The organism is Anaerobacillus alkaliphilus (genome assembly GCF_004116265.1).
Lineage (GTDB): Bacteria > Bacillota > Bacilli > Bacillales > Anaerobacillaceae > Anaerobacillus > Anaerobacillus alkaliphilus.
Map to the genome: position 1 here is coordinate 91,412 of NZ_QOUX01000037.1, position 26,730 is coordinate 118,141.

Here is a 26,730-nt window from a genome sequence, read left to right on the forward strand (position 1 = left end):
TACGAGTTTATCTTTGAGTTTACTAGACTATGATTTTGAAAGGGGATGAAATCATGAATAAGCTGTTTACATCATACGAAGAGGCTGTAGCTGATGTCCATGATGGTGCGGTCGTTATGGTTGGTGGATTCGGTTTGTGCGGAATTCCTGAAAATTTAATTTTAGCCTTGGCAGAAAAAAATGTGAGGGACTTAACCATCATCTCGAACAATTGTGGTGTTGATGATTGGGGCTTAGGAATTTTGTTAAACAAACGTCAAATCAAGAAGATAATCGCCTCCTATGTGGGTGAAAATAAAGAGTTTGAAAGACAATATCTCGCTGGAGAGGTCGAAGTAGAGCTCACTCCTCAAGGAACTTTGGCAGAAAGAATTAGGGCTGGTGGAGCTGGAATTCCAGCATTTTTTACAGCGGCTGGGGTTGGAACGCCGGTTGCAGAAGGAAAGGAAGTTCGTACTTTTAATGGTAAAGAATATATTCTTGAAGAGTCGTTAGTTGCTGATTTTAGCTTAATTAAGGGTTGGCAGGGAGATCATTATGGAAATATTATCTATCATAAAACGGCACGTAACTTTAATCCGATGATTGCAGCTGCCGGTAAAATAACCATTGCGGAAGTAGAAGAGGTTTATAACGTTGGTGACTTACCTCCTGACCAAATTCATACACCGAGTATCTATGTTCAAAGAGTCTTAAAAGGCAGTTTTGAAAAGAGAATTGAACGTCGAACAGTTCAAGCATAAGGGAGGGATGGAACGTGAAATTAACAAGAGAACAAATCGCTCAAAGAGCTGAAAAAGAAATTCAAGACGGCTTTTATGTGAATTTAGGAATTGGTATGCCAACATTAGTTGCGAACTATATCTCTGATAATAAAACTGTAATCTTACAATCAGAAAATGGCTTATTGGGAATAGGGCCTTATCCAACGGCCGAGAAGGTAGACCCAGATTTGATTAATGCAGGCAAAGAAACGGTAACAGAAATCAAAGGAGCCTCTTATTTTGATAGTGCGGAATCGTTTGCAATGATCCGTGGAGGTCACATTGATTTAGCGATTTTAGGAGCAATGGAAGTTTCTAAGAATGGTGATCTAGCAAACTGGATGATCCCTGGGAAGCTCGTAAAGGGAATGGGCGGAGCGATGGATTTGGTTCATGGTGCGAAACGAATTGTTGTTATTATGGACCATGTGAATAAACACGGTGAATCCAAAATCCTTAACAAATGTACACTGCCATTAACAGGAAAACAAGTGGTCAATCGTATCATAACAGATCGAGCTGTCCTTGACGTAACCCCTGAGGGTCTAAAGCTAATCGAAGTCGCTGAAGGTTTTACAGTCGAAGAAATCCAGGCTTGTACAGAACCAGAATTACTGATTGCTGAAGAACTTCAGAAAATATAATTCTAGTTTTTAATTAAATTATAGATAGCCAATAAGCAGGATAAATTGGCTAATGAAGTGAATCCTTACTGTACAGTTTTAAATTGTACGGTAAGGATTTTATTTTTATCGAGGGGAAAATTATTATGCCTACAAATGAACAAATTAAACAGCTTCAAACATTAAAAACGATTGCTGAAAAACTTAATGAAGCCAACGATATGAAAACAATGCTTGAAGAGGTCATGAGTGAGTTGCTTCCGCTAATCTCTATGGATACAGGGTGGATTTTTTTAGTAGATAAGGACGGTCAATATGAGCTAGCAACAGATAAAAATCTACCTCCCGCCCTAGCAAGAGATACGAAGAGACCAATGTGTGAGGGGGTCTGTTGGTGTCTAAATAAGTATTTGGACGGGCGTTTAGAAGGTGCGGTGAATATGATTGAGTGCCAAAGGATAGAGGAGGCCATTGAAAACAATTGTGGAGAAACCAATGGGATTACTCATCACGCTACCGTCCCGTTAAAAGTAGGAAATGAAAGATTTGGCTTACTGAATGTAGCTGCAACCAATAAAACGCACTTTACAGATGAAGAATTAGCTTTACTAGAGTCAGTTGCTTTTCAAATTGGAGCTGCGATTAAGCGAATAAAATTAGCCGAGAACGAACAAAGCATGGCGTTAATTACAGAACGAAATCGTCTTGCAAGAGATCTGCATGATTCCGTAAACCAACTTCTCTTTTCTATTATCCTAACAGCTAGGGGAACTAGAGAAATGTCTAAAGATCAAGAAGTAAAAGAAATGCTATCTTACATACAGGAATTATCCCAAGAAGCTTTACATGAAATGAAAGCTCTTATTTGGCAATTACGACCTCAAGGCTTGGAAAATGGAATTGTGAGTGCACTCAAAAATTACAGTAATGTATTAGGTTTAAATGTCACAATTGAAGTTGAAGGAAATGTAGATATACCTGCTAAAATAGAAGAAACTCTTTGGAGAATAGGACAAGAAGCTCTTAATAATTGTAGGAAGCATGCAAATACGAAAGACTCCTTTATCGCTTTGAAAGTGAAAGATGACCAAGTTGTTATGAAAATTAAAGATAAAGGGTGTGGCTTTCATTATGAGCCAGGTGTGGCTCTACCATCTCTTGGATTGTTGAATATGAAAGAACGAGCTGAAATGCAAGGTGGTACATTTCACTTAGAAAGTGAAGTAGGGAAAGGTTCAACTGTTCGAATAGAAATTCCGATAAAGGAGTGAGTATGGATGTTTATAAAAGTATTAATTGCCGAAGACCACAATGTTGTTCGAAAAGGTTTGGTCTTCTTTTTAAAAACACAGAAGAATATCACGATCGTGGGAGAAGCCAAAAATGGGTTAGAGGCTATAAGGCTAGCGGAGGAGTTACAGCCCGATCTAGTTTTAATGGATGTAATAATGCCAGAAATGGATGGTATTGAAGCAACAAAGATTATTAAACAGAGATGGCCGCTAATAAAAATACTGATGCTTACAAGCATGTCAGATCAAGAGCACGTCATACCAGCGATAAGAGCAGGTGCAGACGGCTATCAGTTAAAAGACGTAGAACCTGATGAGTTAGTATGTTCTATTTATGGTGTAGTAAAGGGAGAAAGTAGACTAAACGCGAAAGTTACGTCTCATATGATGTCCTATCTAAGCGGTGAAAAAAGTGAAACTGAAACGTCCCTCTCGGAATTAACGAAGCGTGAGAGAGAAGTGTTAGCCGAAATCGCTAAAGGCAAAAGCAATAAAGAAATAGCGGCTAGCTTGTTTATCACCGAAAAAACCGTCAAAACCCATGTTTCAAACATACTAGCAAAATTAGATTTGCATGACCGGACTCAAGCAGCCCTTTACGCAGTTAAGAATGGACTCTAGTCTCTACATCTAAAGTCTGAGTTTGGACGGAAAAATGTAAGGCTATTTATTGAGTGTAAGTTCAAACTTAGCTCCGATTTAGGGAACTTCATAATCTCCTATACTAACATTAGAAGTAACAAACCAAAGGAGAGATTATGATGAAGCTACTTGTTATAAGTGGAGGCCCTAGAAGTTTCGGACGTTCAAAAATTGTTGCAAATTTTATTGCAAATAAATATGGTATAGAGTTAATTGATTTAAGTAACAGTCTGATCCCATTATATGATGGAACTATCGAACAAAATGAATTAGATGCCGTTCAATTGTGGCGGGAGAAAGTTAAAGCAGCTAATGGTGTACTAGTGATTAGTCCGGAGTATCATAATGGGATGAGTGGTGTTTTGAAAAATGCACTCGACTTTTTAGGGAGTGACCAATTTTCCAATAAACCTGTGAGCTTGGTAGCGGTGGCAGGTGGAGGAAAAGGTGGAATTAACGCTTTAAATAACATGAGAATTGTGTTGCGTGGACTTTATGCTAACGTCTTACCTAAGCAGCTTGTGTTAGATCCAGATCACTTTCAAATGGAACGAAAAAAAGTAACAGATCCAGCTGCTCAATCTATCGATGAATTGGTGAAACAAGTAAGTCTTTACGTAAGAGCTTGGGAACACGTGAAAGCAGAGGAAGCTGTGTCATGAAGAGTTTGAGACATGATACTAGACTGCATAAGTTGCTTTTAGCCAATACGTTTTCTTCAATGGGATCAGGAATAACCATGATAGCTATTCCTTGGTTGTTCTTGACTAAAGAAGGTGGAGGTATTCTATTAGGTTATATGACGTTACTTTCAACAATCCTTATGTTTGTGGTCACCCCTTATGTCGGAGTGATCATAGATCAACTTTCACGGAAAAAACTATTAATAATTGGGGAATTACTAGGTTTTAGCGTGATCAGTTTTTTTATCATCCTTGGTTTTATGGGGGTGGAATATCAGACATGGCATTTAAGTGTACTACTTATTTCAGGTGGCTTTTACTATAATCTCTTTTATCCAACGATCTTTGCTTTTAATCAGGAGATTTTTGATAAATCACAGTATAAGGCTCTAAATGGAATTATGGAGGTTCAAGGTCAGTTAGCGGCTGTGCTAGCAGGGGGAATTGCCGCTTTCCTGTTGCCACTCATTAATTTTAAGTGGATCCTGGTGCTTGATGCAGCAACGTATTTGATAGCAATTGGGTTATTTTTAACTATTCCTTACAAAAAAAAGGTAAGCTTTGCAAGAGTAACAGAGTCATTTTTTTTCAAATTAACTGAAGGGTACCGCTTTATGAAACAGCAGCCAAGATTGTTTTTCTTTCTTCTAGCATCATTTATACCATTTATCGTGGTCATGGTGACGAATTATGTATTTCCGATCTATATTGACACAATTCTAGCTGCAGATGTGTCAGTTTACGGAATGAAGAGTATGGTATATGGGATTGGAGCAGCTCTTGCAGGACTCATTTTGCCGATTTTGCTAACAAGAATTGGTAATGAACGAGCAATTGTTTGGTTAATGTTTGTTTTTATGATTGCAGTTGTAGGCTATATCTTCTTCCAACATGTGTTGATTTTTTATCTATTAACAGTTATCTTTGCCTTTGGCGCTGCAGGAACGAGGGTGGCGAGAAATTCACTGATGATGGAAGTCGTTCCAAACGATAAAATGGGTCGAGTAGACAGTCTGTTTCGTGTCATAGGCTTAAGTATTAGAATGGTTTTGCTAGCTACGTTTACCCAAATAATAGCTAACGCAAATATTATGGTATCTTTTCATATTTTGAGTGTCATGCTAGTAGGGTCACTAATTACGATTTTATTAACTTATAAAGTTGTAAGAGTAAGGGTCATTAATGAGTACCAAGCAAAAGCTCTTTAAACTCCTAGCCGTAGCAATCTGCTACGGCTTAAATAGGTAGTGACAAATTTGAATGTAATTAGAAAGGAAAGATAATGACATACTTTTCGGTTAAATTTCTGAAGATCATTTTATACTTACTCGTCATGTTACTTCTTTTTGAAGGCTGGCATCGTTCTAGCATGACTGAAGTATTTAGTTGGATTTTAAGGGAACCGTTCGCGTTTCTTTTTAATTTCGCAACCATTTTTACATTGTATTTCTTATTTAAAGGAACCTTTGGACGAACACGCATTGCTTTATGGCTAGTTTCCATTCTCGGGCTAATTTTTTATACCGTAAGTAGGCAAAAGCTGAATATGAAAGGTGAGCCGTTATATCCTTGGGATTTCACCTTAGGAAATGAAGCAGCAAATATCAAAGAGTATTTTGATATTTTTTCCTCTCGTACGGAAATACTTCTGCTCGTTTTATTGGGAATGTTGTGTCTCTTTGTCCCGCTTATCTTTAGTAACCACAAAGAGGCTTTAAAAAGGCGAGTATTATTAGTCATGTTTCCAATTGTTTTTGGTCTGTTTTTATTTATGTGGGAAGGGAGTGACACCGTTCATTGGCACAAAAGTATTAGCTATCAAAAAAATGGAGTTCTTATAGGAGTTATTTCTGCTGCAAAGGAAATGAAGCCAAAACCCCCAGAAAACTATTCTACAGAGGTATTACATGAACTACATGACAGGTACAAGCCTGTAGAGATGAAAACTGATGTAAAACCTAATCTTATATTTGTGATGAACGAAGCTTTCTGGGATCCGACAAGGCTAGAAAATCTTATGTTTAATGAAGATCCCCTTCCATTTTTCAGACAACTATATGAAACAGAAACTTCTGGAGAGTTATTAGTACCTGTCTTAGGTGGAAGTACGGCTAATACTGAATTTGAAGTTTTGACAGGTAACAGTATGAACTTCTTGCCACAAGGATCGTTAGCCTATGCCCAATTTATTAAGAAGAGTCACCCATCTCTTGCATCAATTCTCCAAGATCAAGGGTACCGAACCATTGCGATCCATACCTACCTGGACTGGTTTTATCAAAGAGATTTTGTTTATCAACAGTTTGGCTTCGATCAATTTATTAGCTCTAAGGATTTTGAAGACCCTAAGCTTCGACGAGGATTTATTGCAGATAATGAAATGTCCCAGAGAATTATCGCTGAGCATCAGCAATCCGATAATCCATTGTTCATTTTTGCTGTTACGATGCAAAATCACAGTCCCTTTAACCTAAATCACTATGATGAAGATCGAATTACTGTTAATGGACCACTTTCAGACCCGCTGAAACAAAAGGTTAACACCTATAGTACTGGAGTTAAGGATGCAGACGATTCTTTGAAAATGTTAGTAGAATATTTTAATGAAGTTGATGAACCGACAGTGATCGTGTATTTCGGTGATCATCTTCCGTTGCTAGGTGAGGTTTACTCAGACACTCAATATATACATGATCAAAATCTTACTCATTGGTCCAAAGAAGAATACGTAAAGATGTATACTGTACCTTTTGTTGTTTGGGATAACTTTCATGAGGCGAAAGAGCAAGGACTGTATATGAACTCTTCATTTTTAGGGGCTTATACTTTGGAACGATATGGGTTACCGCAAACAAGTTTAATGAAGTTCTTAAATGACATTATAAGAGAAGATCAGCCAATTTTTTCAGTGAACAACGAAGCTAGTATGATAAGTAACCCTTACCGAGAAACATATGAATTATTTCAATATCACCAGCTATTCGGTGAATAGGATAGTAAATACCACATTGAACCGTGTGGTATTTTTTTTTCGTCTTTTTTCTCAGCTGTCGTGAATATAATTTTATGAAAGTGAAGCAGTGAACGGAGGGGCAAATAGTGAAGAACATTGGAAAAAGTGTCATCCGTAAAGAAGCAAATGATAAAGTGACTGGAAAAGCGAAATATACAGCTGATTTTCATTCACCTTCCATGCTCCATGGGAGATTAGTGATTAGTAAGTACGGCCATGCCAAAATATCTGCCATCAATACTGAAGATGCATGGGCAATACCAGGTGTGCGAGCAATCATCGTCGGAAGTCCTGGTATATTAACAGGTGAAGAAATTAAAGATCGACCACCTATTGCGGTTGGGAAGGTTCGTTATTATGGGGAAGTAGTCGCAATGGTTGTAGCGGATACTGAAGCAATCGCAAGTAAGGCAGCTAGTTTAGTCAAAGTTACCTACGAGCCTTTACCGGTGGTTCAAACACCTAGTGATGCTGTTAAAGAAGGGGCAGCTCTCATCCATGAAAAAATGCTTGAATACGAAAGGGAACCACATGTACACCCATTTCCCAATACAAATATTGTTAACCAACGAAAAATTCGAAAAGGAGATGTAGGCAGAGGTTGGAGCGAAAGTACTTATTCAGTTGAAGAGTTTTTTTCTATCCCTACATCAGACCATATCGCGATGGAACCAAGAGCTTCAATTGCAGAGATTAAGGATAGTGGAGAAATTCATATAACAACATCTTCACAAGGCCCCCATATGGTAAAAAAATTACTTAGCACCTATTTTGATATTAATGTTGGAAAAATAGTTGTTCACACTCCTCTTGTCGGAGGCGGATTTGGCGGAAAAGCTTCCGTGCAACTTGAAATATTAGCTTACATGGCTTCTAAAGAAGTTGGAGGAAGACCGGTGAAAATTGTTAATACTCGTGAAGAAGATATGGTTACATCACCATCGCGAATGGGACTTGATGCGGTAGTCAAAATAGGGTGTAATGCAGCAGGAATGTTAACCGTAGCTGAATTGACGTATTTGGTAGATACAGGTGCTTATGCTGATAAAGGAATTCACCTCAGTCGAGCCAGTTCGGTAGATTGTACGGGACCGTACCATATTGAGAATATCTGGTGCGATTCGTACGCAGTTTACACTAATCACCCTTATCCAGCACCGTTTCGAGGCTTTAGTCATACGGAAGTTCATTTTGTTTTCGAAAGGGCTATGGATATATTAGCAAAAAAAATAGGAATGGATCCGTTGGAATTTCGATATCAAAATGCGATTAAACCTGGAGATCGAACTCCTACTCAAACTCTATTAAACCACAGTAATATCGGTAATCTTCGTGAATGCATTGATCGAGTGAAGGTTTTGAGTAATTGGGAGCAAGGCCAGTGCTTGGAGGTTAATGAAAGGACTGTCCGAACAAAAGCGATTAGCTGCTTATGGAAAAATTCGACGATCCCAACAAACTCTAGTTCAGGAGTCATCCTGACTTTTAATGAAGATGGTACGGTTAATCTACTATCTGGAGTTATTGAAATTGGTACAGGTACAAAAACCGTCTTAGCTCAAATACTTGCCGAACGAATGAAAATGAGCGTTGAGGACATCCACGTGCGGATGGAAGTTGATACCCAAACGACACCGGAGCATTGGAAAACAGTAGCTAGTCGCGGAGTACTCATGGCAGGAAGAGCAGCAATTGCAGCAGCTGATGATGCTATCTGTCAAATTAAAGAGATAGCCTCCTGTGTTTTACGTGCTAGAATGGATGACCTTGAAGTGGCTAATAAAAAAGTATTTGTCAGATCAGATCCAACTGTCTCGCTAGATTTTCAAGATGTTGTCTACGGCTATACCTATCCAAATGGAAATGCCATTGGCGGACAAATTATTGCTAGAGGAAACTATGTCATGCGTCAATTAACCCATCTAGACGAAGAGACAGGCGCAGGAAAACCTGGACCAGAATGGTCTGTAGGAGCCCAAGTCATTGAGCTAGAATTTGATTGTCGTGATTTTACGTATCGAGTACTACGTGCAATTACCGTTTTAGATGCTGGAAAAGTTCTAAACTATCACGGGGCACGAGGGCAAGTGACTGGTTCTATAAGCATGGGTTTAGGCTATGCAGCTCGTGAGGGATTTATTTTTGATGAATTCGGGAAAATACTTAATCCTCGTATAAGAACTAATCGCCCCTTATATTATGGGGAAGAGCCAATAGAATATATCGTAGATTTTGTTGAGACCCCTCATCTTGACGGCCCTTTTGGTGCTAGGGGTGTTGGTGAACAAGGGTTAATTGGCATTCCCGCTGCACTTGCGAACAGTCTCTCATTGGCTGCAGGTGTTGAGTTAAACCATTTACCTTTAACACCAGAGTTAATCTGGCAAACGAAGGAGGAGAGTAAACTTGATTCCTTTTGATTTTGAGTTCTATAGACCTACATCGATGAGAGAAGCAGTAGATTTATTTCAACAGTTAGATCTAGAAGGTAAGCAACCTATGTATTTTTCAGGTGGAACTGAGATTATTACGTTAGGTAGAGTTAATCAAATTTACACAAATGCAGTTATTGATATTAAAGGAATCCCGGAATGCCAGGTAAGGCATTTCGATAATAATTTTCTTTATTTAGGGGCAGGTTCTGTCTTAGCAGATATCGAACAAGAAAATCCCTTTCCATTATTAACGGACGTGTCAAAGGAAGTAGCTGATCATACGACAAGAAGAAAAGTAACGATTGGTGGAAATATTTGTGGGAATATCCCCTACCGTGAAGCCGTACTACCGTTTCTTTTAACGGAGAGTGAAGTAATCATTTGTGGAAGTAGCGGACTAAGGTGCTGCCAAATTCAAGAGGCCTTTGATGGGAAACTACATTTAAACCGTGGTGAGTTTTTGGTCCAATTAGTTACGGAGAGAAAGTATTTGTCAACACCTTATGTAAGTATAAAAAGACGAAAGCAATGGGATACAGGTTATCCTGTTGTCACAGTAGCAGCCATTAGAGTTGGTCAAGAGATTAGAGTCGCTTTTAGCGGTTTAAGCCCGTTTCCTTTCAGATCTAAAGAATTAGAAATAGCTCTGAATGACAACTCGATTGCTGCTGAGCAAAGAGTGGAAACTGCTATCACAACCCTAACTGAACCGATTGTTAGTGACACAGAAGCTTCTGCTGAATACAAACTTTTTGTGATGAAAAATGTACTGCTAGATGTAATTACTGCATTGGAGGTGAAGTAGTGGTGCTAGTTTCTATTACCCTAGTAATTAATGGTGCAGAACGATCGACGGTTGTCCGACCCGCCGAAACATTGCTTTATGTAGTAAGGGAAAAGCTAGGTCTAACTGGTTCAAAGCCAGGCTGTTTAAATGGTGATTGTGGTGCTTGTACTGTCCTCATTGATGACCTGCCAATGAAATCCTGCTTAATGCTCGCAATTGAAGCAGTAGGTAAAAATATTACGACGATTGAGGGACTCAGTAACACGGATATACAGAAAGCCTTTGTTGAACATTTTGCCTTTCAATGTGGGTACTGCACCCCAGGCTTTGTTATGAATTGTCATTCCTTAATTCAACACCGCCCTAATGCTACAGATGATAAAGTAGAAGACTGGCTCCATTCAAATTTATGCAGGTGTACAGGATACGAAGAAATTAAGATAGCGGTGAAATCAGTTTTAAACCGAAGTGAAGGGTAATTTTCTAGTTAAGTAGCGGAGAAAGCGAATGACGTTTGCCTGATAGCTGTAAACGTAAGCCGGGGTAACATGAGGATTAAACTGAATTCTCCTAGTAAATGTAAAAGTTAGTCAAAATAACGTGAGGAGTAAACAGGATTCTCCTAGTAATTGTAAAAGTCAGTCAAAATAACGTGAGAATTAAACCGAATTCTCCTAGTAATTGTAAAAGTCAGTCAAAATAACAAGAGGATTAAACCGGATTCTCCTAGTAATTGTAAAAAACAGTCGAAATAACGTGAGGATTAAACCGGATTCTCCTAATAATTGTAAAGGTCAGTCAAAATAATGAGAGCATTAAGCGGAATTAACCTAATAAGTGAACCAAAAAAGCACATCCTATGTGCTTTTTTGGTTTGGCGGAGTAGTAAAACTTTTATAAATATGTTGTTTTTCCTAGCCGTAATCAGACTATTAAGTTATAATAACTAATTGTAATTAGTGCCATTTAAAAAAGTTATAATAAGGGGTGATTATTTGACAACAATATCTCTGGCTGTTATCGGGGCAGGGAATAGAGGTAACATCTATAGTGATTTTGCCACCCTTTTTCCAGAAAAATTTAAGGTAGTTGCTGTTGCAGAACCGAATCAAGAACGAAGAGAAGAATTTGTAAAGAAACATAAGATTGATAGAAATAAAGTCTTTGAAAGCTACGAAACACTTTTAGAAAAAGAAAAAATAAGTGATGCAGTTATTGTTACAACGCAAGATCACGATCATTATCAGCCGGTTATTAAAGCTTTAGACAAGGGTTATCACGTACTAGTTGAAAAACCAATGAGTCCCAATCTCAATGAGTGCTATGAAATGGTCCTTAAGGCTAAAGAGAAAAATCGCTTGCTTCTACTTGGCTATGTTCTTAGATATACTCCTTTTTTTCAAAAATTGAAGCAGTTACTAGCTAATGGTGTAATCGGAACTCCCCGTCATATTTCAATAGATATGAATGTTGCATATTGGCACCAGGCTCACAGCTTTGTCAGAGGAAATTGGCGGAACTCTAAGGCATCTTCTCCGATGATCTTAGCCAAATCATGCCATGACTTTGATATTATTCAGTATCTACTTGATAGTACCTGTAGAAAAATTTCTTCTTTTGGAGATCTGCTTCACTTTTCAAAAGAAAATGCTCCTATCGGTTCATCTGAACGTTGCATCGACTGTCTTGTTGAAGATGATTGCCCATACTCGGCAAAAAAAATCTATTTACAGGAGAACACGGACTGGCCAGTTAATACCATATCAACTGACCTTTCATTTGAAGGGAGACGTAAAGCACTTGAACAAGGACCTTACGGACGTTGTGTTTATCGTTGTGACAACGATGTCGTTGACCATCAAGTGGTTACGATGGAATTTGCCAATAATGCTACAGCCACTCTTACGATGAGTGGTTTTACTGAAAAACTCGAGCGCCACGTCAAAGTATTAGGGACACACGGTGAGATATATGGAGAGCTAAAGTCAAACAAATTGGTCGTAAAGCGTTTTGCCAAGGGAGAGGAAATCTATGAAGTGACTCCTTCAACTTTTGGCATGCATGCGGGTGGAGATTTTGGTTTAATGGAACAATTTTGGACCAGTTTAACAGCTAAAGAAATGAGAAATGCTGAAGACACAATTCTTAGCCACCTATATGCGCACATTGCCGAAGCATCAAGGTTAAGAGGCGAGACAATCGTTGCAACTGATTTTCTGTCACAGATAAACGGAGGTAACAGGGTTAGTAAACTTACTTCCCTATCTCGATAAATCTAAATCTCCTTAAGGAAGTATTAATAACAAGCGCGGAGATTTTCAAAATTTGTTTTTACTAGTGGTGCGCTAAAAGAATAATGGTTGAAAACTCATTACATTTGCAGAATGTAGTGAGTTTTTTTGTTGTGTTTCTCTCAACTAAGTCTCAGGTCTTAGTAAGAGATCAGTCGCTGGATCATTATGGGAATTATTAATAATGATTAAGATAGTCAGTGGATAGAAATTAGGAACGTCATAGATGAAACTTTTACAAAAACTTAATTATCCAAAATTTAACACCGGGTTATAATATAGCTGTTTGAGAAAAGAGGAGGAATAAAAAAAATGAATTTTTTACGTTTTCTTATTCAACGGAAAAAGCTAGTGAGCCTTATGGTATTGTTTATTTTTATGATTGGTATGTATGTTGCTGGGAAGCTAGACAGGGAGTTGTTTCCGTCCATATCTTTTGACGGAGCCACTATCTATGCTAACGCAGGGCAGATGTCTACATTAGATGTGGAGCAACAGGTAACAAAGCCAATCGAACAATTGTTACAAAATATTAAGGGTATTAAATCTATTTCTAGTTCGTCTTCAGTTGGTGTTAGCTCGATTATGGTAGAAGTAGATGAGGGCTCAGGGGATGAAGTTTTTAAAGAAATTGAAGTGGCTATCAAAGGTCTAGAAAATCAACTGACAGGTGTAAACCACATTTCAGCTCATCAGTTTTCAACGGATCAACCCTATGAATTCTATATGACAATTACTGATGGTGAGATGGAGGCTATGACCAGTTTTGCACAGAAGGTTCTTAAACCTCGCTTGGAAGCATTACCGGAGGTTCGTGAGGTTGGCCTAGAAGGAATTGAAAAAACGAATGTTATTGTTGAGCTTAACGTTGCTAAGTTAGAACAAGTAGGGGTTTCACCTCAGCAAATAATCCAAAGTATTCAACAATTAAATGTTGATACTTCAGTAGCAACACTAGAAAAAGAAGTAGGCAAACCAATTGTTCGATGGACAACGTCAATGACAAACATCGAAGATATTAAAAATATTGATATTCTAACTCCAACTGGTGTTAACAAAATAAGAGATTTAGCCAACATCTACGAAGATAAAACGATTGCCTCGTCTATTGGTTGGAATAATGGGACAAATGAGTTTATCTTTGTTCAAATAGGTAGAGTGAAGGATGTTACACAAGTAGAAATGGCAGCTAGTGTTCGGAAGGAAATTGAGAAAATTAGAAATGAAGGTTTAGTGAATGGTTTTAGGTTTGAAGAGCTAGTTGCTCAAGCAGATTATGTAACCAACTCTATTGATGGTGTTAGTACAAATGTGGTGATTGGAGGAATAATTGCTTTACTAATCCTTATTTTATTTCTACGAAATGTCAGAGCGACAATGATTATTGGCTTATCAATCCCACTATCAATCTTATTAACGTTTATCACGATGTACTTCTTCGACTACAGTTTCAACATGTTAACGTTAATTGGTTTAGGTCTTGGGATTGGGATGATGGTAGACTCGTCTATTGTTATCTTGGAGTCTATTTACCGTAAGAAAGAAGAAGGCGGTTTGAATAACCTTGAAGCTGTATTAACTGGCGTCAAAGAAGTTGCTACAGCAGTTCTAGCTTCAATGTTAACAACTATCGTTGTTTTTGTACCTATTGGGCTTTTAGGTGGAGAGATGGGTCAATTTATGATTATTCTTTCCATGATCGTCGTTATTACATTAGTTAGTTCAGTTATTGTGGCTTTTACGTTAATTCCGACGTTAAGTGAGAATTTCCTAAAGCTGGCAATAAAGAAAGGAAATCGTGAAGGGGCAATTGTCGCTTCTTATGGGAATTTAGTTACTTGGATTACTAGGAAAAAGCGTAATCGCTACGGAATTATTGCATTGTTTTGTATAATTTTTATAGGCTCATTACTATTAATTACAAAGATACCGATGACGGTTATGCCGGACGTACTCAACCGTTATGCAGAAGTGATGGTTCAGCTTGAGAGAGGTTTAACGCCAAGTGAGCGAGAAGAAATTGCATTGAAGATACATGAAAACATATCGGTTATCGAAGATGTTGAAAGTAATTTAATTATGGATAATGTTGGAGCGTTTTATTTGCTAGTCAATATGACCCCAGAAGAAAATGCAACAATGGAACAAAGCGAAGTTAATGAAGCTATGTACCGAGCAATTCGTGAACTAGAGACGAACTATCGAATTGTAAGTGTTGGGGCAGCAGGTTTTTCGGGTCCAAGTTTTCCAGTGGCACTTGAAATTAAAGGGGAGGATTTTGAGACACTTAGTACTATTTCTGAGGATTTAATAAAAGAGTTATCAGGTATAGAAGGGTTAGTAGGTATTACTTCAACGGCCAATAATACTATAATGGAAGAGCAAATTACTTTTAAGGCAGCAGGGTTGGAGGAACATGGAGTTACCACTTCACAACTTTTTTCGCAGTTTCAAGAATGGTCGGCTCGTATTCCTGTAGGAGAGTTAAAGAATGATAGTAACTCACCGATCTTTGTAACTACAAATGTTGCAATCAATAATAAGGACCAGTTATTAAACTTGGAAATTTCGACAATCAATGGGTCAGAACCAATAGCAACTTTTATTGAGTTAAATAAAATAGAGGTCCCTACAGAAGTTACTAGAAAAGATGGTGAAAGAATCGTAACGGTCATGGCAGATATTGAAGGACGTGACTTAGGTTCAATTAATCGTGACATTGAACAGGTGTTAAATAACTATCAAGAACCAATCGGTTATTCGGTCAAAACTAGTGGTAGCTTAGCTGAGCAAAAGGAAGCACAGCAAGATATGTTAGTCATCTTAGGTATTGCGATTTTTCTAGTTTACGTAGTAATGACAGTACAGTTTAATAGCTTTATTCATCCTCTTATTGTTATGTCCATTATTCCAATGACAGTAACAGGAGCGTTATTAGGTTTACTCCTAACGCAATCAGAATTAAGTATAATGTCAGGTATGGGAATGGTGTTTTTAATAGGAATTGTCTTAAATAATGCAATTTTACTAATTGATCGTACGAAGCAGCTTAGAACAATAGGGTACGGTATAGGTGAGGCAATTGTCGAAGCCGGTAAAAATCGCATGCGTCCGATCTTTATGACAACCTTAACTACAGTAGGAGGTATGCTACCACTAGCGATCTCATCAGGGGCTGCAAGTAATTATCAGTCACCACTTGCTATTGTAATCATTTCCGGTCTACTATTTGCAACCTTAATTACCTTAGTTCTCATTCCATCTGTTTACCTATTATTCGAAGATGTAAAGAGAGGCATGTACCGTTTATTTAAACGAAAACCTGTGGTGTCAGGCGCCGAGGAAAGTTCACTTTCATCAACTAATTCAATAAAAGAACAAATATAGTCGTTTTGTCTTGCGTAATGTAGAGGATATTAAAGACGAACCCTCACTATCAGCTTTGATAGTGAGGGGTTCCTTTTATCCTAGTCTAAATACAATGCCATGACCGCCTTTTGGATACACCCATTTAATATTCTCATGTGGACAACCAATCCGACAACTACCACATTCGTGACAGCCTTCGTAACCGACATGCATACGAATATCTTCCCATTTATAGACTTCCGCTGGGCAAAAAATCGTACAAATTTTGTCGGGGCATTTTGATAAGCAAGTGTCATGATCTAAAACGTGAAGATGAGACTCGGTATCAGCATTAAATCGAACAAGATATTGTTTTTCTTCGATTGTCTGTGCTTTTGTTACTCCGCTCATTATTTCACCACCTTCATTGCTCGTAATATATCTCTAGCCATTTTCAGTTTTTCACGGTTGCTTCCAAGGTCGTTCCAAATTTTCTTTTGTTTATCCCATTTAGATGTTCCATCAACGGTAAACATTTGACTAGCAGCTCGGTTAAGCATTGGAATGTATTGCTCAAAATACTGAGGGTATTTATCAAAATGGTGAGTAGCGTCTTTGTACTTTTTCAAATCTTGACCAACAAAGCTACCCATTAACTTCATTCGATACGTATCTAGAGTTCTAACTGAATAATCACCCCTTTCTTTCGCAAGGAGAACAGTTTCAGCTGCGTATTTTCCTGAAGTCATGGCCATATTTGAACCTTCGCGGTGAATGGCGTTAACTAGTTGTGCAGCATCTCCAATGACAAGAACGCCATTATCACAGACCTTAGGCATTGAATGATACCCACCTTCTGGGATAAGGTGAGCCAGATACTCAATTGGCTCACTACCCTGGATATATGGCCTGATGATTGGATGGTTTTTCACGTACTCGAGTAGCTCATAGGGTTTGATCTTTTTCTTAATCATCCCTGAAAGTAGGGTACCAACGCCAATGCTTAAGCTGTCTTTGTTTGTGTAGAGAAACCCTGTACCCAAGATCCCTTTTGTTGCATCACCGAAGATCTCAAATGTACAACCTTGGTTCGGTTCTAAGTTAAAACGATCTTCAATGATCTTCTTATCAAGCTTTAAAATTTCCATCGTTGCTAGGGCGACTTCATCAGGTCTAAATTCCTTGTGAAATCCAAGTGACTTTGCTAGCAACGAGTTAACACCGTCTGCTAAGACAACGACATCGGCGAAAATTTCACCGGCTTCACGATCTGTTTTTACACCGATTACTTTGCCGTTTTCAACAATACATTCTAATACAACCGTCTCATTAATGAGGAGTGCCCCTTGTTTTACGGCTTGATCCGCAAACCATTGATCAAATTTTGCGCGTAAGACAGTAAAGTTGTTATAAGGTTCTTCTGCCCATTCTAACCCTTTGTAACTAAAGGTGGATGCTGATTGCTTATCCAACATCATGAAACGTTGCTCAACAACAGGTCGTTCTAAAGGAGCTTCTTTATAAAACTCCGGGATTATGTCCTCCATCATCTTGCGGTATAGAACACCACCCATAACGTTTTTTGACCCTGGGTATTCGCCTCGTTCAATTAAGACTACATTTAATCCAGATTTGGCCATTTCATATGCACAAGAAATTCCTGCGGGACCTGCACCGACAACGATGCAATCAAATTTTTCAGACATGACTAACCCTCCTGTCCAAAGCTTTTTCAAATGCTTTAATTAATAATGGAACTACTTCATGAGCGTCACCGACGATACCGTAGTGACAGGTTTGAAAAATAGGAGCATCTGGATCTTTATTTATTGCTATGATTAAACCGGAGTTTTGCATGCCAACAATATGCTGAATGGCCCCGGAAATTCCTATTGCAAAATAAATTTTTGGTGTCACTGTAAGTCCTGTTTGACCAACTTGGTTTTGGTGAGGGATCCAACCAGCTTCCACGACATCACGACTGCCACCAACTGCGGCACCTATTACTTGAGCAAATTGATGAATTAATTCGAAGCCTGCTTTGCTGCCTAAGCCTTTACCTCCTGCGACAATAATATCTGCTTCATCAATGCTAGATTTTTTCGTTGTTTCTCTAACAATCTCTAAAACCTTTGTTCGTATGTCGTCTTCTTTGAGGTCGACTGTCTCCCTAACGAGTTCACCAGAACGGCCTTCTTGTGGTGTAAGGGCTTTCATTACTTTCGGTCGAACAGTGGCCATTTGTGGTCGATATTTTTTACATAAAATTGTTGCCATAATATTTCCGCCAAAGGCTGGCCGGCTTGCTAGTAGGAGGCCAGTATCTTCTTCTATATCGAGGATTGTCGTGTCTGCTGTTAATCCAGTAGGTAGGTCCGTAGCTACGGCACTTGCTAAGTCTTTTCCATTAGCGGTCGCACCGTATAAAAGAACTTCAGGCTTGTGTTTCTCACAACAATCGAACACTGCGCGCATAAACGATTCTGTTCGATAGTGATTAAATAACGGGTCATCATATACGTAGACTGTATCTGCTCCGTATTCATAAAGAGTCTGAACATACTCCTCAACACCATCACCAATTAATAAGCCGGCTAACTGTGATTTTCTTTTATCAGCAAGTTCTCTTCCGGCGCCTAATAACTCCAAAGATACTGGAGCAACTTTTCCATCTTTTATTTCAATGAACACCCATATTCCACGGTAATCTTCAAAATTCACAACATTCTTCCCCCTTCTTTCACTCAAATGCCAGGCTACTTCTTGTCAATTATTGAAATAGTTCTTTCTTCTCTAACACGATGTCTAAAAGTTGTTGTACTTGTTGATCATTTGTTCCATCTAAAATCGTTCCTCCTTGTGGTTTAGGAGGTGCCCATACCTTTGACACGATTGTAGGTGAACCTTTTAAGCCAAGTTGGGTTCGATCAATATCCTCTAGGTCGGCTACAGCCCAAATAATCGGCTTGTAACGTGCAGCCTTCATCATATTTGGTAATGGTGAATAAGGAACTTTATTAATCTCTTTTTCAACAGCAAGTAAGCAAGGAAGTGGTGATTTAATGACTTCATAGCCATCTTCTAATTTCCGATGAATGACCATATACCTTTCTTTTTCATTCACTTCAACAACTTTTTTCACCGAGGTTAATGGAGGTATATCTAGTCGCCGTGCGATCCCTGGACCGACTTGACCAGTATCACCGTCTATTGTCATCTTTCCACAAATAATTAGATCAATAGGGTGGATTTTTGAGATTTTTTCCAGGGCTTTTGTTAATGCATAGCTAGTCGCTAACGTATCTGCACCAGCAAATGCTCTGTCAGAAATCATGTAGCCTTCATCAGCCCCAATTTCTATGCATTTTTTAATGGCTTTCACCGCAGGAGGAGGGCCCATCGTTAAAACTGATACTAAACCCCCGTATCGCTTCTTTAAACGGACGGCTTCTTCTACTGCATGGGCATCGTATGGGTTTAATATTGCAGGAGCACTAGCACGGTCCATTGTGTTCGTTTTCGGATTCATCTTAATGATCTTTGTATCTGGTACTTGTTTAATACAGGCTACAATATGTAGCATTTGTTTCACTCCTTTGCTAAGACAAATTAACGATAGTCGTTATTCTATGTATATAAATGAACAAGTGAAAAAATGCGAATATTATTACTATTAAACAAGTGTTTATAACGAGTGGCTATATTGTCAGATAATTATGCGTAAAATGAGTAAGTACTCACTTGTTTCAGTGATTGATTTGAGGTAAAATAAAAGTGAGTAATCACTCATTTTGAATAATGGAGGTATATATACATGTCTTTATTAACAGTTTCTGTTGAGGGTGTTTCAAAACATTTTGGTAAACAGAAGGTTTTGGATAAGATCAATTTGAAAGTCTACAGTGGTGAAATATTTGGTTTACTTGGACCATCCGGTGCCGGCAAGACAACTCTAGTGAAAATAATTGCTGGTATTGATACAGCTAGCTGTGGAAAAACTCAAGTATTGAATGTAGCCATGCCAAATCTCGAAAACCTAAAGAAAGTCGGCTATATGGCTCAATCAGACGCTCTGTACAGTGAACTTACAGCCTATGAGAATCTAGATTTTTTTGCAACCATCTATGGATTAAAGGGTACTAAAAAGAAAGAAAAAATCTTCGAAGTTATGAAACTCGTAAATTTAGTCAAAGACATAACAAAGCCAGTGAACCAATTCTCGGGAGGAATGAAGCGACGACTATCGTTAGCGGTTTCTTTATTACACAACCCAGATGTGTTAATTCTCGATGAACCAACTGTTGGAATTGATCCTGTGTTGCGTCAAGCAATCTGGGAGGAGCTTAGAAGAATAAGTGAAAGCGGAACAACAATTATTGTTACTACCCATGTCATGGACGAAGCAGAAAGATGTGATCGTCTGGCATTACTTCGGGATGGAACGGTCATAGCAACGGGAACGACTTCCGAACTAAAAAAGGAGACTAATTCAGAGACAATTGAAGAGGTATTTCTCGTGCTAGGGGGGAGTAAACAATGAGAATTCAAGCAATCGTTAGTAGGATCATACGTCAGTTTTTTAGAGATAAACGTACATTGGCAATGATTATTGTTGCGCCTATATTTATCCTATGGTTGACCTCTTTAGTATTTTCAGGGGGAAACATAGAACCTAACATTGGAATTGTAGATGGAAATGAGATACTAGTTACTAAGATTGATCATGTAAAATTTTTTTCTGACGAAGAAAAGGCTATCAGTGCTCTTGTGAGGAAGGACATTCATGGATATGTCAACTTGGGTGAAGTTCCACCAAAGATTATCGTGGAAGGAAGCGATCCTACTATAAATCAAGCCGTTATACAAATCGCTCAGAAACTTCATTCGCCAAATCTAGGTATAGATCAGTTTGAGGTAAATTATTATTATGGAAACAAGCATATGTCAGTGTTTGATAATATTGGTCCATTTTTAATTGGATTTTTTGTTTTTTTCTTTGTCTTTATTATCGCTGGTGTATCTTTTCTTAGGGAAAGAACCAGTGGAACCTTAGAGAAATTATTATCTACACCGTTAAAAAGGTGGGAGATTGTCGTAGGATATGTTTTAGGGTTCGGATTATTTACCTCTCTTCAAACAGTTATCATTGTATATGTCTCAATTGAATTACTAGGTATGGTAATGGCAGGATCTATTTGGCTTGTTATGTTAGTGACACTAGTGTTATCAATTACAGCTCTTACACTAGGAACATTACTATCAGCTTTTGCAAGAAATGAGCTTCAAATGATACAGTTTATTCCGATTGTAATCATTCCACAAGTTTTCTTCTCGGGGTTATTTTCAATAGAAGGTCTAGCTACGTGGATACAATCTTTAAGTGTGATTATGCCACTAAGTTACGGTGGAGAGGCTATGCGTGATATTATGATTCGTGGTAAAGGAATTGAGGATATCTTTGTGAATATAGTAGTCTTGCTCTCTTTTTCTATACTTTTTATGATATTAAATAATCTAGCATTAAAAAAACACCGTAAAATTTAGCTATAGTCCAAGTTTGTCTGATAATTCGTAAAGGTTTATAATAATAGTACTCTTCTGTCGATAAAGGAGCTATTATGATGACTCAAAATAATTCGTTAAAAGAATTGTTGCGATTAAATACAAACGATGAAAAATATAGTGAAAAACAATTAAAAATTTTAGAAGCGGCAATCGAAACTTTTTCTGAAAAAGGATATGCAGCATCTTCCACAAATGAGATTGCTAAAAAAGCAGGCGTAGCAGAGGGAACTATTTTTCGTCATTACAAAACAAAAAAAGAGTTACTACTCTCAATTGTCACCCCTCTTATGACAAAATTGTTGGGGCCGTTTGTAGCAAAGGATTTTGCAAAGGAGATCTTTGAGGTCAACTATGATAATTTCGAGCAATTTATTCGTAATTTAGCGTTTAACCGCTATGAATTTGTAAAAAATCATAGTTCTGTTGTGAAAATATTAATTCAAGAAATTTCATTCCATGACGAATTAAAAGAACCTTATATTAAACTTTTTCAGGAACATATCTTTGAAAAATTTAAAGCAACGATTATTAAGTTTCAAGAAGCTAAAGAAATTGTCAATTGGCCTCCTGAGACGATTATACGTTTGATTATCAATACAATTGCGGGGACGCTTCTTTCAATGTTTTTACTTCGTCCAGAAGCGAACTGGCGATACGAAGAAGAGATGGAGCTTACAATAAGTTTTCTAGTGAACGGGCTAAAGTTGAAGTAGATTTTGTATTGGAACCTTACTGTTTTAATTAAATAGTAAGGTTCTTTTGTTTCTTCTAGACCAATTCTTAAATTCATACTAAATTCACATACTTGTTGTATACTAATTTTGAATTTTGTTTAAGACAGAATGGAGATGTAGATATGTCATATAGAATTCTTGTTGTTGAAGATGATGTGTATATTCAAGAATTAATTCAAGAATTTTTACAAGCACAAAATTATCAAGTGGATGTTACAGATGACGGCTTGGAGGCATGGAGATTACTAGCTTCGAACGAAAGAAAATACGACTTAGTGCTATTAGATGTGATGCTGCCTAACCTGGATGGATTTTCGTTATGTAAGATGATCAGGCAGAAATCAGCTTTACCGGTAATTATCTTAACAGCTTTAAGTGAGGAGAAAGATCAGCTAAAGGCATTTGAGTTAGAAGCTGATGATTTTATTACAAAACCATTTTCTTTTAATGTTCTCGTAAGACGAGTAGAAGCAGTATTGAGAAGGTCAGCAACACAGCCTACCCCAACAAGTGACTTAGAATTCGGTAGATTAAGAGTGGATGTGAAAGGTTATAAAGTATATGTCGATGATGAACTTGTAGATTTAACTGTCAAGGAATTTGAAATCCTTCATCTATTTATAGAAAACACAGGTAGAGTACTCACTAGGGATGTCCTATTAGAAAAAATATGGGGCTATGATTATTTTGGCGATAATCGAATAGTTGATGCACATATCAAAAACATTCGAAAAAAATTAGGGGTACCTTACATTAAAACGGTTAAAGGATTAGGTTATTCTCTAGAAAGGGATCATCATGAAGAAAAAAGGGATCACGCTTAAGATTTTCTATATTACAAGTGCCTTGCTAGTGGTTTCAGCATTAATCATATATCTGACACTCTATTTTCTTCTTCCTAATTTTTATTATAGCTATAAAAAATCTACATTAATTGAGGGTGTTACTAGCTTAGTTGAAGTCATTGAGGAAAGTCCCCTTGAAGAAGTTGAATATCATTTAAATGAATTTGTTGAAACGTATAACGTTCGTTTGATTATTCAAAATCAATTTGGTTATGTGATTTATTTCCCTATGGATCGCTTTATTCGAGAAGATCCAAGTCGAGGAAGAGTCCAATTTCCAGGAAGAAGTCAGCTAGATCGAAGGATATTAGAAGATATGTGGCAAAATCCTAACATGATTACACTGTCTCAGCCAATTAACCTACAAGAAGACCCCCAACAATATGTACTAACTGTAGCCGCACCTCTACAACCAATTGATGAGGCTTCAAAGGTAATTCTGATGTTTTTTCCTTATATGTTAATTATTATTGCGATTATTTCTGTCATAGGTGCTTACTTCTATTCTAACTTAATTTCCAAACCATTGTTGAAATTAAATAACATAGCTAAAAAGATGGCCCATTTAGACTTTTCTTCTAAATCTCCAATTACGACAAATGACGAATTAGGAGAACTATCAAAAAGTCTAAATACGTTGTCAGTAAACTTACAAACTAATATGGATGATCTAAAGCAAGCGAACAATAAACTAAAGAATGACATCCAAATAGAGAGAGAGCAAGAACAAAAACGCCGTGAGTTTATTGCGACAATTTCTCATGAATTAAAGACGCCGTTAACAGCCGTTTCAGGACAATTAGAGGGAATGATCTATGAAATAGGCAGCTACAAGGACCGAGATAAATACTTAAGGCAATCATATTCAATCCTAAATGAAATGGAAAAGTTAGTTCTTGAGATTTTGGATGTTTCGCAATTAGAAAGCTCTTATTTTACGCCGAATGTACAAACAATAAACTTATCTACTTTAGTTCAAAACGCAGTTATTCAAACACAATATTTCCTAGAACAAAAGCAATTGAAAATTCGTGTTTCGGTTGAACCAAATGTATCTATAATAGGAGATGAAAAACTGATAGCAAAAGCAATCGCAAACATCTTCAGTAATGCCGTTAAGTATACAAGTACAGGGGAATGCGTAGATATCCAATTGTTTAGTAGAAGTAATGAGACTGTTCTTAAGGTTTTAAACAGTGGGGCATTTATCGAAGAAGACCAGCTTAATAAAGTCTTTGAGCCCTTTTACCGAATTGAAAAATCGAGAAACCGAAAGACTGGTGGTAGTGGGCTAGGTCTCTATATTGTAAAACGAATTTTAGACATGCATAAGGTCATTTATTCCATCGAAAATGATCCTGAAGGTGTTTTATTTACAATGATTTTTACGAATAATAATGAACACTAGGGATTTCATTGACCTAGTGTTTTCTCTTTTTAAATTCATGGTCCATTCATGTTAAATTCATATAGACAACCTATAATTACGGTATGGATTATTAATATGGAAAGGAGTTATGACGTAGGCCACCACTTTTTTACAGAAAGGTTGAGAATACATGAGGATAATGAAAAATATACTAATGGCACTTTTAATTATGTTAGTTTTTACTGGCTGTAGTTCAGAAGAAGAAAATACTAGTGCTGATCTTGCGACGTTTGAGTTTCAACCTGTTGATAGAACCAATCTTCCAGATGACAAAATTGTGGCTACTTTCACAGGTGGAGAGATTACTGGGAGAGAATTTGCTAATTTCTTAGCAGTACAAGCTTTTATCAACCCGTCAGCCCCGATAAATGATGAAGAGTATCGCTTACAGATAATTAATGACTTAATTGTTGAAAAAAGCACTGCTAATGAAGTCAAGGATACGGAGTGGGCATATCAGCAACTTGATATCGTTTGGAATCAAATATTGCTACAGTATGATGAAGAGACTATTATGAATGCCTATGAGACATTGGGTATTAATGAAGACGTGGTAAAAGAAGCGTTAGTTGCACTATTAAATATTGAAACATATTTCCGCGAACAAATTACCGAAGAAGAGTTGAATGATTTGTACGAAGAAGTAATTGAGGAATTTACAACAGCGACATTTTCTCATATTCTAATAGCTATTAATGAAGTTGAGACAAACGAGGAATTTGAGCTGCGCTCAACGGATGAAGCCTTTGAAATAGCGAACGAGTTATATTCTCAAATTATTGCAGGCGCAGACTTAGGTGCACTTGCTATCGAACACTCCGATGACTTAGGTAGTAGTGAAAATAATGGGCGGTACGAAAATATTACAATTTCTGGCTTGGTTCCAGAATTTCAGCAAGCTTTACTCGACCTAGAGAAAAATATCGTTAGTGAACCGGTTAAGACGGATTATGGATATCATCTAATTCGAGTTGAAGAACGTCACGTAACTCCTCTTAATGAAGTTAAAGATGTATTATTAGCAGAATTAACCTATGAAAAATATGTAGATTACTATTTAGATGTTCTGCCAGAGTATATTATTGAAATAAATTTATAAATTAACCCTAAAAAGGCGTGAGATTTAGGATATAAATCTCACGTATTTATTTTTACACTAAAAGAGGCAAGCGGATAACAAAGGTTGTTAACTCCTCATTAGAGCGACAAGAAATATCCCCTCGGTGTTTTTCAATAATTTTTCTACAGACAAATAAGCCAATTCCTGTACCTAATTCCTTGGTTGTGTAGAATGGTTCAAAAATAATTTCTCTAGTTTCGTCAGGAATTATTGGCCCATTATTCGAGATCTCAATAATAACATAATTTCCTTCAGTAAAGGTTTCAACGTATATTTCTCTAGGTTTCTCTTTTTTCGTAATAGCATCAATAGAATTCATTAAAATATTTAAAAAGACTTGCTTTAATTCATTCTTATTGGCAACTGTCTTAGCTTCTTGCCCAAAACTAGTTATTACATTGACATCTATATCAACAATACTTGGATAAAGGAACTTGATAATTTCCTCCAATAACTGTCGAATAGCTACAACCTCTTTACGCTGTTCTTGAGCGCCTTCGTTTTTCGAGGTATGAAGAAATTGAGTAATCCGAAACTTTAATTGGTCTAATTCATGATCAATAATATCTAAATACTTTAAATTTGGATAATCTGTTTTTAGTAGTTTAATAAACCCAATTACTGCTGTAAGGGGGTTTCGAAATTCATGAACGAAGCTAGATGACATTTGTCCTAATAATGTAAGCTTCACTTTATGTGTTTCATTAAGGAGGATATTTTTCTCTTCAATTTCTAGTTCCTTTAGAACACTATATTTCTTAACAGCATGATAACAAAATAGATCGAACGTTTTGTTTACAACATCTATTGCCGCATGAAGATGTTCGGGCTTGCTCCCTGATAAGAAGATATGCCTAGTGACAATTGATCTTCCTAAGTTGACGTTATGAACAAAGTCACTAATATTAACATTCGCTTCAACCCGTTCTTTAGCAACCTTATAAGCTAGCAGCATAATTTCTTCTTCTGTTATAAGGTTTTGCAAGGAACTTTTTGTTAATAGATACATTTGAAGCCCATTTTCTTTAACCTTGTCCTTGTGTATATCATTTTGGTGCAGTGTAATGCTCTGCCACCACTCTTCTAGAAAATCAGCTTCACTTCTGTTTAAAAATTGCAAAATATCATGATAGATTGAGACAGAGTTCATTTTTTTCGC

The 26,730-nt window shown here is 37.3% G+C and carries 23 protein-coding genes; 18 read left to right on the top strand and 5 right to left on the bottom strand.

Annotated elements, in window-relative coordinates:
• The first annotated feature begins 53 nt into the window (after window positions 1-53).
• From DS745_RS11450 to DS745_RS11505, 12 genes are all read left to right on the top strand, one after another.
• Window positions 54-743 (top strand): CoA transferase subunit A, encoded by a 690-nt coding sequence (locus DS745_RS11450; protein WP_129078374.1) that lies wholly within the window; start codon window positions 54-56, stop codon window positions 741-743.
• 14 nt (window positions 744-757) lie between these two features.
• On the top strand, window positions 758-1,408 hold the full coding sequence (locus DS745_RS11455; protein ID WP_129078375.1) for a CoA transferase subunit B: 651 nt from the start codon (window positions 758-760) through the stop codon (window positions 1,406-1,408).
• Between the two features lie 125 nt (window positions 1,409-1,533).
• Complete coding sequence (locus DS745_RS11460) at window positions 1,534-2,658, top strand: GAF domain-containing sensor histidine kinase (protein ID WP_129078376.1); 1,125 nt, start codon at window positions 1,534-1,536, stop codon at window positions 2,656-2,658.
• Window positions 2,659-2,664: 6 nt separating this feature from the next.
• Window positions 2,665-3,300 carry a response regulator gene (locus tag DS745_RS11465; RefSeq protein ID WP_129078377.1) on the top strand — a complete coding sequence of 212 codons (636 nt, stop codon included), beginning with the start codon at window positions 2,665-2,667 and terminating at the stop codon, window positions 3,298-3,300.
• A 140-nt stretch (window positions 3,301-3,440) separates the two neighbouring features.
• Window positions 3,441-3,983, top strand: coding sequence for an NADPH-dependent FMN reductase (locus tag DS745_RS11470; protein WP_129078438.1), 543 nt, complete (start codon window positions 3,441-3,443; stop codon window positions 3,981-3,983).
• Complete coding sequence (locus tag DS745_RS11475) at window positions 3,980-5,212, top strand: MFS transporter (protein WP_129078378.1); 1,233 nt, start codon at window positions 3,980-3,982, stop codon at window positions 5,210-5,212. The genes DS745_RS11470 and DS745_RS11475 overlap by 4 nt, the downstream gene beginning before the upstream one ends.
• A gap of 74 nt (window positions 5,213-5,286) precedes the next feature.
• Window positions 5,287-6,996 carry an LTA synthase family protein gene (locus DS745_RS11480; RefSeq protein ID WP_129078379.1) on the top strand — a complete coding sequence of 570 codons (1,710 nt, stop codon included), beginning with the start codon at window positions 5,287-5,289 and terminating at the stop codon, window positions 6,994-6,996.
• Between the two features lie 107 nt (window positions 6,997-7,103).
• Window positions 7,104-9,437, top strand: a complete 2,334-nt coding sequence (locus DS745_RS11485; RefSeq protein ID WP_129078380.1) for a xanthine dehydrogenase family protein molybdopterin-binding subunit — start codon at window positions 7,104-7,106, stop codon at window positions 9,435-9,437.
• Complete coding sequence (locus tag DS745_RS11490) at window positions 9,424-10,257, top strand: FAD binding domain-containing protein (RefSeq protein WP_129078381.1); 834 nt, start codon at window positions 9,424-9,426, stop codon at window positions 10,255-10,257. Before DS745_RS11485 ends, DS745_RS11490 begins: the two co-directional genes overlap by 14 nt.
• Window positions 10,257-10,718 (top strand): (2Fe-2S)-binding protein, encoded by a 462-nt coding sequence (locus tag DS745_RS11495; protein ID WP_421721818.1) that lies wholly within the window; start codon window positions 10,257-10,259, stop codon window positions 10,716-10,718. Before DS745_RS11490 ends, DS745_RS11495 begins: the two co-directional genes overlap by 1 nt.
• A gap of 516 nt (window positions 10,719-11,234) precedes the next feature.
• Complete coding sequence (locus tag DS745_RS11500; protein WP_129078382.1) at window positions 11,235-12,512, top strand: Gfo/Idh/MocA family protein; 1,278 nt, start codon at window positions 11,235-11,237, stop codon at window positions 12,510-12,512.
• Window positions 12,513-12,842: 330 nt separating this feature from the next.
• Window positions 12,843-15,917, top strand: coding sequence for an efflux RND transporter permease subunit (locus tag DS745_RS11505; RefSeq protein WP_129078383.1), 3,075 nt, complete (start codon window positions 12,843-12,845; stop codon window positions 15,915-15,917).
• 75 nt (window positions 15,918-15,992) lie between these two features.
• Here DS745_RS11505 and DS745_RS11510 read toward each other — a convergent pair whose 3' ends face one another.
• From DS745_RS11510 to DS745_RS11525, 4 genes are read right to left on the bottom strand one after another with little or no spacing between them, the layout of a single operon-like run.
• Window positions 15,993-16,289: a ferredoxin family protein gene (locus DS745_RS11510; protein ID WP_129078384.1), complete on the bottom strand. Its 297-nt coding sequence runs from the start codon at window positions 16,287-16,289 to the stop codon at window positions 15,993-15,995.
• Window positions 16,289-17,584, bottom strand: a complete 1,296-nt coding sequence (locus DS745_RS11515) for an FAD-dependent oxidoreductase (RefSeq protein WP_129078385.1) — start codon at window positions 17,582-17,584, stop codon at window positions 16,289-16,291. Before DS745_RS11515 ends, DS745_RS11510 begins: the two co-directional genes overlap by 1 nt.
• Window positions 17,577-18,599, bottom strand: a complete 1,023-nt coding sequence (locus DS745_RS11520; protein ID WP_129078386.1) for an electron transfer flavoprotein subunit alpha/FixB family protein — start codon at window positions 18,597-18,599, stop codon at window positions 17,577-17,579. Before DS745_RS11520 ends, DS745_RS11515 begins: the two co-directional genes overlap by 8 nt.
• Window positions 18,600-18,648: 49 nt before the next feature.
• Window positions 18,649-19,461 (bottom strand): electron transfer flavoprotein subunit beta/FixA family protein, encoded by an 813-nt coding sequence (locus DS745_RS11525; protein WP_129078387.1) that lies wholly within the window; start codon window positions 19,459-19,461, stop codon window positions 18,649-18,651.
• Between the two features lie 231 nt (window positions 19,462-19,692).
• Between DS745_RS11525 and DS745_RS11530 the strand changes: the two genes are divergently transcribed.
• From DS745_RS11530 to DS745_RS11555, 6 genes are all read left to right on the top strand, one after another.
• Window positions 19,693-20,418: an ABC transporter ATP-binding protein gene (locus DS745_RS11530; RefSeq protein ID WP_129078388.1), complete on the top strand. Its 726-nt coding sequence runs from the start codon at window positions 19,693-19,695 to the stop codon at window positions 20,416-20,418.
• Window positions 20,415-21,422 (top strand): ABC transporter permease, encoded by a 1,008-nt coding sequence (locus DS745_RS11535; RefSeq protein ID WP_129078389.1) that lies wholly within the window; start codon window positions 20,415-20,417, stop codon window positions 21,420-21,422. The genes DS745_RS11530 and DS745_RS11535 overlap by 4 nt, the downstream gene beginning before the upstream one ends.
• Before the next feature lie 77 nt (window positions 21,423-21,499).
• Window positions 21,500-22,156, top strand: a complete 657-nt coding sequence (locus DS745_RS11540; RefSeq protein ID WP_129078440.1) for a TetR/AcrR family transcriptional regulator — start codon at window positions 21,500-21,502, stop codon at window positions 22,154-22,156.
• Between the two features lie 143 nt (window positions 22,157-22,299).
• Complete coding sequence (locus DS745_RS11545) at window positions 22,300-23,001, top strand: response regulator transcription factor (protein ID WP_129078390.1); 702 nt, start codon at window positions 22,300-22,302, stop codon at window positions 22,999-23,001.
• Complete coding sequence (locus DS745_RS11550; protein WP_129078391.1) at window positions 22,976-24,430, top strand: HAMP domain-containing sensor histidine kinase; 1,455 nt, start codon at window positions 22,976-22,978, stop codon at window positions 24,428-24,430. Before DS745_RS11545 ends, DS745_RS11550 begins: the two co-directional genes overlap by 26 nt.
• A 151-nt stretch (window positions 24,431-24,581) precedes the next feature.
• On the top strand, window positions 24,582-25,550 hold the full coding sequence (locus DS745_RS11555; RefSeq protein ID WP_129078392.1) for a peptidylprolyl isomerase: 969 nt from the start codon (window positions 24,582-24,584) through the stop codon (window positions 25,548-25,550).
• A 52-nt stretch (window positions 25,551-25,602) separates the two neighbouring features.
• On the opposite strand, the gene DS745_RS11560 is transcribed toward DS745_RS11555, so the two are convergent.
• On the bottom strand, window positions 25,603-26,721 hold the full coding sequence (locus DS745_RS11560) for a histidine kinase N-terminal domain-containing protein (protein ID WP_129078393.1): 1,119 nt from the start codon (window positions 26,719-26,721) through the stop codon (window positions 25,603-25,605).
• Between the last annotated feature and the right edge of the window lie 9 nt (window positions 26,722-26,730).